Source organism: Staphylococcus simulans (genome assembly GCF_002994445.1).
Classification (GTDB): Bacteria; Bacillota; Bacilli; order Staphylococcales; family Staphylococcaceae; genus Staphylococcus; species Staphylococcus simulans_B.
Window position 1 is genome coordinate 1 of sequence record NZ_MRZJ01000007.1, and the last position, 11,496, is coordinate 11,496.

Annotated in this window: 8 protein-coding genes and 1 pseudogene; all 9 read right to left on the bottom strand. The window is 38.7% G+C overall.

What is annotated here, in order from left to right; all coding sequences use genetic code 11:
* Positions 1 to 201: 201 nt before the first annotated feature.
* Positions 202 to 1,470, bottom strand: coding sequence for a threonine ammonia-lyase IlvA (gene ilvA / locus C7N65_RS09230; protein WP_105994193.1), 1,269 nt, complete (start codon positions 1,468 to 1,470; stop codon positions 202 to 204).
* Positions 1,471 to 1,482: 12 nt separating this feature from the next.
* Positions 1,483 to 2,064 carry a 3-isopropylmalate dehydratase small subunit gene (leuD, locus tag C7N65_RS09235; protein WP_105994194.1) on the bottom strand — a complete coding sequence of 194 codons (582 nt, stop codon included), beginning with the start codon at positions 2,062 to 2,064 and terminating at the stop codon, positions 1,483 to 1,485.
* Positions 2,057 to 3,435: pseudogene (leuC, locus tag C7N65_RS09240) on the bottom strand (3-isopropylmalate dehydratase large subunit). Before leuC ends, leuD begins: the two are co-directional and overlap by 8 nt.
* A 15-nt stretch (positions 3,436 to 3,450) precedes the next feature.
* Entirely contained in the window at positions 3,451 to 4,491 is a 1,041-nt protein-coding gene (gene leuB / locus C7N65_RS09245) for a 3-isopropylmalate dehydrogenase (RefSeq protein ID WP_105994195.1), read from the bottom strand.
* On the bottom strand, positions 4,488 to 6,020 hold the full coding sequence (locus C7N65_RS09250) for a 2-isopropylmalate synthase (RefSeq protein ID WP_105994196.1): 1,533 nt from the start codon (positions 6,018 to 6,020) through the stop codon (positions 4,488 to 4,490). The genes leuB and C7N65_RS09250 overlap by 4 nt, the downstream gene beginning before the upstream one ends.
* A gap of 24 nt (positions 6,021 to 6,044) precedes the next feature.
* Positions 6,045 to 7,049 carry a ketol-acid reductoisomerase gene (ilvC, locus tag C7N65_RS09255; RefSeq protein ID WP_105994197.1) on the bottom strand — a complete coding sequence of 335 codons (1,005 nt, stop codon included), beginning with the start codon at positions 7,047 to 7,049 and terminating at the stop codon, positions 6,045 to 6,047.
* Positions 7,050 to 7,107: 58 nt separating this feature from the next.
* Complete coding sequence (gene ilvN, locus C7N65_RS09260; RefSeq protein WP_105994198.1) at positions 7,108 to 7,581, bottom strand: acetolactate synthase small subunit; 474 nt, start codon at positions 7,579 to 7,581, stop codon at positions 7,108 to 7,110.
* Positions 7,578 to 9,338: a biosynthetic-type acetolactate synthase large subunit gene (gene ilvB, locus C7N65_RS09265; protein WP_105994199.1), complete on the bottom strand. Its 1,761-nt coding sequence runs from the start codon at positions 9,336 to 9,338 to the stop codon at positions 7,578 to 7,580. Before ilvB ends, ilvN begins: the two co-directional genes overlap by 4 nt.
* Before the next feature lie 6 nt (positions 9,339 to 9,344).
* Positions 9,345 to 11,042, bottom strand: coding sequence for a dihydroxy-acid dehydratase (gene ilvD / locus C7N65_RS09270; RefSeq protein ID WP_105994200.1), 1,698 nt, complete (start codon positions 11,040 to 11,042; stop codon positions 9,345 to 9,347).
* Between the last annotated feature and the right edge of the window lie 454 nt (positions 11,043 to 11,496).

Consider the following 11,496-nt stretch of genomic DNA (forward strand, 5'->3'; position numbering starts at 1 on the left):
CGTAAGTTATATATTTATGGATGCGATGAGCCGCATTGAGATCTCAGGTTTGAGGTCTTTTTTTATGCCTAAATTCCTGTGTATATAGCATTTAGTCTAGTAGTATTCTATTTCTGGAAGGATAGGCGATGATAATTAGAGCTTTATACATAAAAAGAGAAGCCATGCATCCTGAGGGGAAACACGGCTTCTCTCTGTGGTTTAAATCAATAATGAATACAACATTTTGTTTTCATTAATATAGATATTAGATGGATCGAACTCATGGACCTTTTCTTTAAGGCGAGTCAGATCATCATGATTGTTGAGCTGGATACCGATGATAACTGTACCTGTGTTTTGAGAAGACTTTTTCAAGTACTCAAATTTAGTAATATCATCATTCGGTCCTAATACATCATTTACGAACTCTTTTAACGCACCTGGACGTTGAGGGAAGTTGAAAATGAAGTAATGTTTCATTTCTTCAAAGAGTAAAGAGCGTTCTTCGATTTCTTTCATGCGGTTGATATCATTGTTTCCGCCGCTGATAATACAAACTACTGTTTTGCCTTTAATTTGATCACGATATTGTTCTAGAGCGGATACGCTTAAAGCACCTGCAGGTTCTGCGACAATTGCTTGTTTAGAATACATATCTAAAATTGTCGAACAAACCGCACCTTCATCGATTTGAAGATAATCATCAACGACTTTTTTCGCAATTTCAAAAATAATTTTGCCGACTTGTGCTACAGAAGCACCATCTACAAATTTATCGATTTCAGGTAGTTTCACACGTTTGTTTTCTAATACAACAGAAGTATACATACTTGCGGCACCTTTAGGTTCTACACCTATAATTTTAGTTTGCGGTGATTTTTCTTTGAAGTAGCTGCCTACACCAGAAATCAATCCACCGCCGCCGATAGCTGAAAATAGATAGTCAACTTGGATATCCTCTTGTTTCGCTTCTTGTAAAATTTCAGTCGCAATTGTACCTTGACCAGCAATTGTATTGACGTTATCAAATGGGTCGATAAAGTTCATTGCGTGTTTCTCAGTGTACTCTAAAGCTTCTTTTAAGCAATCATCAAAAGTATCGCCGACTAATACGACTTCTACATTTTCTCCGCCGAAGAATTTAACTTGGTTAATCTTTTGAAGGGGAGTAGTGACTGGCATAAAGATGACTGCTTTCAAGTCTAAACGACGTGCAGTAAATGCGACACCTTGTGCATGGTTGCCTGCACTGGCACATGTAATACCTTTTGCTTTCTCGCTATCAGATAAGACTTGAATTGCGTTGTAAGCACCTCTCAATTTAAAAGAACGTACCCATTGTAAATCTTCTCGTTTCAAATATACATTACAATCGTATTTTAAAGATAAATAGTGATCCTTTTCTAGAGGTGTTTCTTTTACAATCGGCTGTAATGATAAAAAAGCATCCTCTATATCTTTCGCTGATACAGCAGTTTGTACTGTCATTTCGCTCACTCCTTAATTTTGTTGGAATTTATGTTCATATTGTTCAATTTGGTCTTCATACTCTAATGTAATCGCAATATCGTCTAGTCCTTGAACGAGCTTGTTTTTCCAAGTTGAATCAATATCAAAATGTAATTCTCGATCAGGTGTTTTGATGACCTGATTCGGAAGATCGATTTCAAGTTCTTTATAGTTAGATAAGAACTCGCGATCTTCTTGGTTTAATACTATTGGTAATAAAGCATTTTTAGTTGCGTTCATGTAGAAGATGTCACTGAAACTGCCGGCAATAATAATATTAATACCGTAGTCTTTAAGCGCCCATGCCGCATGTTCACGGCTTGATCCGCATCCGAAGTTATCTCCTGTAATCAAAATGGAAGCCCCTTTATATTGAGGTTGGTTCAATTCGAATTCAGGATTGTCCGAACCATCTTCTAAATAACGCCATTCATCAAATGCATATGGACCGAGTCCTGTTTTTGATACGCCTTTTAAATGTACTTTCGGGATGATTTGATCCGTATCAATATTGTCGTGGAAGAGTAGTGCAGTTTTGCCTTTATATTGAGTAATCGGTTCAATTTTAAGCATGTTCAATCGCCTCCCATTTTCTTACATCTACAAAGCGTCCTTCAATCGCAGCTGCTGCGGCCATTGCAGGTGATACTAAGTGTGTACGTGCTCCCTTGCCTTGTCGTCCTTCAAAGTTGCGGTTGCTGGTAGAAGCACAATGTACACCAGCTGGTACTTGGTCAGGGTTCATACCCAAACACATTGAACAGCCAGGTTCACGCCATTCAAAACCAGCATCTTTAAAGATTTTATCAAGGCCTAATGCTTCAGCTTGATGCTTAACACTTCTAGAACCCGGTACCACAATTGCTGTGATATTTGGATGTACTTTATGGCCTTTGACAAACTTGCTTCTTTCAAGTCTGAGAGGCGGGCATTTGTACAAGATCCTAAGAAGACATAGCCCAATTCAATATCCTCTGCTTTCTCTCCAGGTTTAAGGTCCATATAGTGATATGCGCGTTCATCGTTGATATTTTCAATTTCTGGGAATGGGGTATTAAAGCTGACACCCATTTCAGGACTTGTTCCCCAAGTAACTTGAGGTTCAAGGTCTGAAACATCTAATTCAATAACACGATCAAATTGTGCATCTTGATCACTGTAAAGTGTTTTCCAATAATCTGCAGTTGCTTCATCGATATGTGCATAAGGACGTCCTTTCACATATTCAAGTGTAGTTTCATCAGGCTCGACTAAGCCGTATTTTGCGCCGGCTTCGATTGCCATATTACAGATTGTCATGCGTTCATCCATTGAGAGACCGCGAATCGTTGATCCTGCAAATTCAAGTGCATAACCTGTACCGAAATCTACACCGTATTGGTTAATAAGATAAAGAATAATATCTTTGGCATAAACACCTTTAGGCAATTCACCGTTAATATCAATCAAAAGGTTTTTAGGTTTTGTTTGCCATAGTGTTTGTGTCGCAAATACATGTTCAACTTCACTTGTGCCGATACCAAAAGCAATCGCACCGAAAGCACCATGTGTTGCTGTGTGAGAGTCTCCGCAAACAATGGTTTTACCAGGTTGAGTTAATCCCATCTCTGGTCCGACCATATGTACGATACCTTGTTCTTCAGTACCATTATCAAAGAGCTTAACACCAAATTCAGCACAGTTCTTTTGAAGCGTCTTGATTTGTGTTGCGGCAATTTCATCTTTGATGTTAAAGATATCTTGTGTCGGTACGTTATGATCAATTGTCGCAAATGTTAAATCAGGGCGACGCAGTTTTCTATGTTGAATTCTTAATCCTTCAAAGGCTTGAGGTGATGTGACTTCATGGATAAGATGCAAGTCAATATATAATAATTGCGGTTCACCTGCATTTCCTGTGAGTACATGTCTATTCCATATTTTATCGAACAAAGTTTGACCCATTTCAATCACCATCCTTTAAAGTTGTTGTAAAATTTTATCGAAAATTTCCGAAGTATGTGCATTACCGCCTAAATCAGGTGTTGTAAAACCTGATTTGAGCAAATCATAAACAATAGATTCTAATTCTTCTGCAGCTTGTACTTCATTAAATGTTTCTCTGCAGCACATTGCAAGTGAAAGAATCATACCTGTAGGGTTTGCTATATCTTTGCCAGCAATATCAGGTGCAGAACCATGAATAGGTTCGTAAAGTTTTGTTCCTTTTTGTCCATAGCTGACAGAAGGGGATACACCTAAAGAACCTGGAATGACTGAAGCTTCGTCACTTAAAATATCACCAAACAAGTTTTCAGTAACAATGACATCAAATTGTGTAGGATTAGTAATGAGATGCATACTGCACGCATCTACGAGTAAGTGCTGAACTTCTACATCAGGGTAAGATGCTGCGACTTCATTAATTGTTTTGCGCCATAATTTACTTGAGGCTAATACATTTTCTTTATCAACAGAAGTCAGCTTTTTACGTCTTGATTGTGCAAGCTTGAATGCTGCATGTGCAATACGTTCAATTTCTGCTTTAGAATATGTTAATGAATCAATCGCATGATCATCAGCTAGTGTTTTAGGTTCTCCAAAGTACAATCCGCCTGTTAACTCACGTACTATCACAAAGTCAGTACCTTTGACTCTTTCTTCTTTTAAAGGAGAGAATTTGCTTGCGCCTTCGACTACAGCAGTAGGGCGGAGGTTCGCAAATAATTCAAGGTTCTTTCTTAAAGCGAGTAAACCAGCTTCAGGACGTTTTGGACTATCATTCCATTTCGGTCCGCCGATTGCGCCTAATAAGATAGCATCAGATGCTTTGCAGGCTTTTAGTGTAGATGATGGAAGCGGGTCGCTATAGTTATCTATAGCGGCCCCTCCAAAATCATAGGTTTCTAATTCATAATCAATGTTATATTTTCTGCTTAATTTCTCTAATATTTTTAAAGTACCTTCTAGTATTTCGGGTCCGATTCCATCGCCTGGAAGGGCAGTGATTTTATAACTCATGCATTCACCCCATCATTCGCTGTTTGTTCAGCAATATGATTAGAATATGCTTCAACATAAGCTTTGCATGAAGCAAGCAATACGTCATGATCAATACCAATACCATAATAAGAACGGCCATGAATACTGATTTCTACATTAACTTGAGCTTGTGCATCAGATCCTTCAGTAATAGAAGTGATTTGATAGTTTAAAAGTTCTGACTTAGCATCAAAGATTAAATCAACTGCATTGTAAACAGCTAGGATAGAACCAGTGCCTGTTGCGGCAGATTGATATTCTTTACCGTTTTGGTCTCGAAGTTGAACGACTGCGCTTTGAACACCTTCAGCAACAAATTGAAGCTGTAAGTTTTCAACGTGATAAGCAGCATTTGTTTCGTGAGAATGACCTTGAACAAGGGCATGCACATCATAATCAGAAACATTTTTCTTTTTATCAGCAATCGATTTAAATTGTTTGAACAATTCAACTTGTTTTTCTGGACTGATTTCGTATCCAAGTTGTTTTAATTTTTCAGCAAAAGCATGTTTGCCCGACAATTTGCCAAGCGGCAATTCTGAAGTTTTGATACCGACTAATTGCGGAGTCATGATTTCATAAGTTTCACGATGTTTTAAGAAACCATCTTGGTGAATACCAGATTCATGACTGAACGCGTTTTGACCGATAACCGCTTTATTTCGAGGTACAGGAATACCTGCAAAGCGTGCAATCAAATCTGAAGTTTCTTTTGTACGACCAAGATCAAGATTAGATTCAATACCATAATGATCTTTACGAACATATAAACCTAAAGCAACTTCTTCAAGTGCTGTGTTGCCGGCACGTTCGCCGATACCGTTAATACAGCCTTCAATACGTTTCGCACCGTTTTCAATGGCAGCCATACTGTTTGCAACAGCTAAACCTAAGTCATCATGACAGTGCGCACTGTAAATGATTTCTTTGTCAGATTTCACATTTTCAAGCAATACTTTAAAGATATTTCCAAATTCAGCAGGGTAGCTATAACCTACAGTATCAGGAATGTTGATTATTGTTGCACCTGCATCTACAGCTGTTTGGACACTTTTAATAAGGAAGTCTAAATCTGTTCGTGTCGCATCTTCGGGTGAGAATTGTACAACATCGAATAAAGATTTGCCGTAAGCAACGTTTTCAGTAATTTGCTCAAGCACTTCTTCTTGAGTCATTTTCAACTTATACTCTAAGTGGATAGGGCTAGTAGCGATAAATACGTGTAATTGCGGATATTTTGCATCTTTAGTAGCTTCGTATACAGCATCGATATCTGATTTTTTACATCTTGCTAAACCAACTACTGCTGTTTTTGTTAAGGCTCTTGAGATCGCCTGTACTGAATCAAAGCTGCCTTGACTAGATGCTGGGAATCCTGCCTCAATTACATCAACTCCCCATTTTTCTAGCTGCTTTGCGATGGTCAGTCTTTCATCAAAAGAAAAACTGACGCCTGGAGTTTGTTCACCGTCTCTAAGTGTTGTATCGAAAATTTGAATATGACTCATTTTAATCAACCTCCTGATTGTGTATTATTCTTCAATAGTTTTATTTTCAACGAAAGGCATCATTTCGCGAAGTTTTTTACCAACGCCTTGGATTTGATGACCTTGAGCTTCTTTACGAAGTTTGTAGAATTCTTTGAATCCATTTTCATTGTCTTTGATGAAGTTATTAGCGAATGTACCGTTTTGGATGTCAGTTAATACAGCTTTCATGTTTTCTTTAACGTCTGGAGTGATAACACGTGGACCAGATACATAGTCACCGTATTCTGCAGTGTTTGAAATTGAATAACGCATAGTTTCCATACCGCCTTCGTACATTAAGTCAGCGATCAATTTCATTTCATGTAATACTTCAAAGTAAGCAAGTTCTGGTTGGTAGCCAGCTTCTACTAATGTTTCAAAACCGCTTTGGATTAAACGAGTTACGCCACCGCAAAGTACTGCTTGTTCACCGAATAAGTCAGTTTCAGTTTCTTCTTTGAATGTAGTTTCGATAACACCAGCTTTAGTAGCGCCGATACCTTTTGCATAGCTTAATGCGATATCAAAAGCATTGCCAGTTGCATCTTGGCCTACACCGAATAATGCAGGAACTGAGCTGCCTTCTACGAAAGTACGTCTTACAAGGTGTCCTGGACCTTTAGGAGCTACTAAGAATACATCAACATCTTTAGGTGGTTTGATTACATCGAAGTGGATGTTGAAACCATGTGCAAATGCTAATGCGTTGCCAGCTTCTAAGTTAGGAGCGATTTCTTCTTCGTATACTTTACCTTGGATTTCATCTGGTAATAATACCATTACTACGTCTGCTTGTTTTACAGCTTCTCCAACTGGATAAACATCGAAACCATCTTTTTTAGCTCTGTCGAAAGAATGTCCTGGGCGGATACCGATTACAACGTCATAGCCATTGTCTTTAAGGTTTTTAGCGTGCGCGTGACCTTGTGAACCATAGCCTAATACCGCGATTTTTTTACCTGCTAATGCGTCTTTTTTTACTGATTCGTCATAATAAACTGTTGTCATGATAAATTCCTCCAAAATTTTGTTTTATTTTAAATTCACAAATTTGCGAAAATTAAAATTATAATAATGCTGCTGTTCCTGTTCTTGAAACTTGATCAATCTGTTGTGATGATAGTTGTTCTAAAAATGCATCTAAAGCTTGTTGTGTACCTGAAGCTTGCAAATACGTATAACCATCTTCTTCATTTAATACTGAAACTAGCGCATCACTGCGATTGATAATATTTTCTAACACTTTTTGATCTACAGGTGTTGCTACTTTTACTAATAAAAGCTCCACATTGTAAAGACTTGTTGTAGTAATATCTTCTACAGATAATACATTGATTTGTTTTTCTAAATGGCGGATGAGTGATTGTGTCTCTGATTCATCATCGATTTCTGCTACAAAAGTCAAATCCGAAATGCCAGGCTTGATGCTTGGTGTTACGCATAGGGTAACGATATTGAATTGACGGCGTAAAAATGTGCTTGTCAATCTGTTCAATGTACCAGATTTATCGATTACTTGAGTTTTGAATGTATGTCTCATAGTACACCCTCCATTTCGTTATTGGCTTTACCGCTTGGAATCATTGGTAATACATGTTCTTTAGGTGAGATTCTTACTTCAATCATTGCAGGGCCTTTATATGCAAAGGCTGCATCTAATTGTGATTCCAATTGTTTCGGATCATCGATTAAGAATGCTTTCACACCATAAGCTTCTGATAATTGCTGGAAGTCAGGTTGTCCGTTGAATACTGAATGAGAGAAACGTTGGTTAAAGAACTTATCTTGCCATTGTTTTACCATTCCAAGTGTTCCGTTATTGATAAGGACAATTTTAATATCTAACCCATATTCATTTAAGATAGCCATTTCTTGGTTGGTCATTTGGAAGCCGCCGTCGCCTACGAAACAAACTACTGTTTTATCAGGTGCAGCAAGTTTTGCTCCGATAGCAGAAGGGATACCAAAGCCCATTGTTCCTAAACCGCCGCTTGTCACAAATTGATTATGATGTTTGAACGGATAGAATTGTGCTGCCCACATTTGATGTTGACCAACATCTGTTGTAACGACTGCTTCACCATTTGTGATTTTACCGATATATTCGATAGCTTGTTGCGGTTTAATGAATAAATCAGCATCTTCATCTGTATAAGCGAAAGGATGCTCTGTATTATTATTTACGCATTCATCCACCCAATCTTGATGGTCATCGAATTGCTTTGTTTCTTGGAGCAATGCTTCTAATAATAATTTACAATCTGCTACAACACCTAAGTCAGTTTTGATGATCTTATCGATTTCAGAAGCATCGATATCTACATGAACAACTTTAGCGTTTTTGGCAAATTCTTTAGGGTTGCTTGCAAGACGGTCATCGAAGCGGCTGCCTAAGTTGATCAGTAAGTCGCAATCTGATAATGCCATGTTGCTCGCATAAGAACCATGCATACCGCCCATGCCTAAGAATAGTGGATTGCTGTATGGAATAGTGCCTAAACCGTGCAATGTAGTTACTACTGGGATTTGATGACGTTCTGCAAATTCAGTCATTAATGGACCGGATTGCGAATGTCTGACACCAGCACCTGCTAAGACAACGGGTTTCTTCGCTGATTTTAACCAATCAAGAATCGTCAATACATCTTTAGGATTCGGTGCATCTGCTAAACGATAACCTGGTAAATCAAGTTCCTCGCAAACATCTGCTTCTGTTTTTAGGATACCTACATCTTTAGGGAAGTCGATAACAACCGGACCTTTACGTCCTGTATTTGCGATGTGGAAAGCTTGATGAACGACTTCAGGGATTTCATCTGGATGTTTAACTTGGAAGTTGTGTTTTGTGATTGGTGTCGTCATTGACAACAAGTCAGCTTCTTGGAAAGCATCTTTACCAATACCTGGTGTTGCAACTTGTCCTGTAAACACAACTAACGGTAGTGAGTCGCTGTAAGCATCTGCGATACCAGTAATAACATTTGTTGCGCCTGGACCGCTGGTAACAACGACTACGCCAGGTTTGCCAGAAACTCTGGCATAACCTTCCGCAGCGTGTACTGCACCTTGTTCATGTCTTGCTAAGATATGTCTGATTTTTCCATCATAGAATGTATCATATAACGGTAAAACTGCGCCGCCTGGATAACCGAAGATTTGTTCAGTACCTTCTTTTAATAGTGCTTCAACGAGCAGTTCTGAACCGCTTCTCTCTGTCGACTTGGCTGTTTCATTTTTTCGTTCTGCTTGTGTGCCGGGTGTCTCATTTTGATTCTTAGTCATTTGTGGGTTAGACATAAAGCATCACTCCTCATCGATTAGATATTCTGGAACTCTCATTACGCCGCCTGTGTTTGCACTTGTAACGAGTGCTGTGTAACGTGCAAGATATCCAGATTTTACTTTAGCTTTGAATGGTTTAAGTTCTGATTTTCGTTTGTCTAATTCTTCGCTTGAAACTTCAACATCTAATGTTCTGTTTGTTAAATCGATTGTGATTTCATCACCGTCGTTGATTAATCCAATCGGACCGCCTGAAGCTGCTTCAGGTGAAATATGTCCGACAGCGATACCTCTTGTGGCACCTGAGAATCTTCCGTCAGTGATTAAGGCAACATCTTTGCCTAAGCCGCGTCCTACGATTGAAGAAGTAGGGGCCAGCATCTCAGGCATTCCTGGTCCGCCTTTAGGACCTTCGTAACGGATAACAACCACATGTCCTTCGCGAACTGTATGATTATCGATAGCTTCAACAGCTTCATCATGTGAATCGAAGCAAATTGCTTTTCCTTTGAAGACTTTGATTTCAGGGTCTACACCGCCGACTTTGATAACTGCACCGTTAGGAGCCAAGTTGCCGTATAAGATAGATAGACCGCCTTCTTTATCATAGGGTTCTTCCAATGTATGGATAACATCAGTATTTTTGATTTCTTTGCCTTCATTGTTTTCACGAAGTGTTTTACCTGTAGCAGTGATTCTATCCGGATGCAATGTTCCTTCTTTTTTCATTAATTCGTTGATAATCGCTGGAACACCGCCGGCTTCATGAACGTCATGCATAGAATATGAAGAACTTGGTGCGATTTTAGATAAATAAGGTGTACGTTTTGCGATTTCATTGATGCGGCTTAAATCATAGTCAATGCCAGCTTCATTCGCAATCGCAAGTGTATGAAGTACTGTGTTTGTAGAACCGCCCATCGCCATATCTAATGCGAAAGCATCATCTAATGCTTCTCTTGTAACGATGTCACGCGGTTTTAAATCATTTTTGATATTGTCTACTAATTTGAAGGCTGCTTCGCGAATCATTTCACGACGTTGGTCTGAAACAGCTAAAGCAGTACCATTATATGGAAGGGCTAGTCCTAAAACTTCCATTAAACAGTTCATTGAGTTGGCAGTGAACATCCCTGCACAAGAACCGCAAGTAGGGCATGCATTTTGTTCCATATCCAAGAAATCTTCCTTACTCATTGAACCGCCTTTAAATGCGCCGACAGCTTCGAACATTGAAGATAATGTTAAAGCTTTGCCTGTTGATGATAATCCGGCTTTCATCGGTCCGCCTGAACAGAAGATTGCAGGTACGTTGGTTCTGACTGCTGCCATCAACATTCCTGGTGTGATCTTGTCGCAGTTAGGAATGTAGAATACACCATCGAACCAATGGGCATTGATTACTGTTTCTGCCGCATCTGCAATGATTTCACGTGATGGTAATGAATAACGCATTCCTATATGTCCCATAGCGATACCATCATCGACGCCGATTGTATTGAATTCAAATGGAATAGCGCCAGCTTCTCTGATTGCTTCTTTAGCGATGTCTGCAAGTTCTCTAAGGTGTACGTGTCCTGGAACGATATCAATGTAAGAGTTGCAAATTGCTACGAACGGTTTGTTCATATCTCTTGGGTCTTTGATTTGTCCTGTGGCATGAAGTAAACTTCTGGCTGGAGCTTGTTGGTCTCCTTTTTTGATAGTGTCGCTTCTCAATATAATTCCTCCCGTATATTCAAATAAAAAAACGTCCCAATAATATTGGGACGTCAATGAAGTCCCATTCAATCGGAAATAGGACTTAAACATTTAGTAGTTTCAATTACTAAAGTTCGAGTCCTAGCAAATTAATAAAATGACTAAAATATTTGTTGTTGTCGGTAGTGTATTCGTATGTGTTCTGTTAGTCATTTCAATTTGCTCCTTTCGAATGGTTTTATGAATAAATTTGAATTGTCTAAAAATTTGATAAACTTAATTTACTACATGGGAAGGGCAATGTCAACAGATTTCAGAAAATTTTCTAAATTAATTTTTGAAAAGGTTTTCTTTAATTACATATTTCAATTTTCATGCAATCAGTCATTTGATGCTGAAGGTATTGCTTAGCATGTTACAATATAGAAGACGAATTTTCTGCAGTACGCAGAAACATAAATAGGAGATTTGA

What these genes read in the sequence shown, in the direction of transcription:
- leuD (WP_105994194.1), bottom strand. Translation starts at nt 2,064, where the DNA reads ATGCTTAAAATTGAACCGATTACTCAATATAAAGGCAAAACTGCACTA.
- leuB (WP_105994195.1), bottom strand. Translation starts at nt 4,491, where the DNA reads ATGAGTTATAAAATCACTGCCCTTCCAGGCGATGGAATCGGACCCGAA.
- C7N65_RS09250 (WP_105994196.1), bottom strand. Translation starts at nt 6,020, where the DNA reads ATGAGTCATATTCAAATTTTCGATACAACACTTAGAGACGGTGAACAA.
- ilvB (WP_105994199.1), bottom strand. Translation starts at nt 9,338, where the DNA reads ATGTCTAACCCACAAATGACTAAGAATCAAAATGAGACACCCGGCACA.
- ilvN (WP_105994198.1), bottom strand. Translation starts at nt 7,581, where the DNA reads ATGAGACATACATTCAAAACTCAAGTAATCGATAAATCTGGTACATTG.
- ilvA (WP_105994193.1), bottom strand. Translation starts at nt 1,470, where the DNA reads ATGACAGTACAAACTGCTGTATCAGCGAAAGATATAGAGGATGCTTTT.
- ilvC (WP_105994197.1), bottom strand. Translation starts at nt 7,049, where the DNA reads ATGACAACAGTTTATTATGACGAATCAGTAAAAAAAGACGCATTAGCA.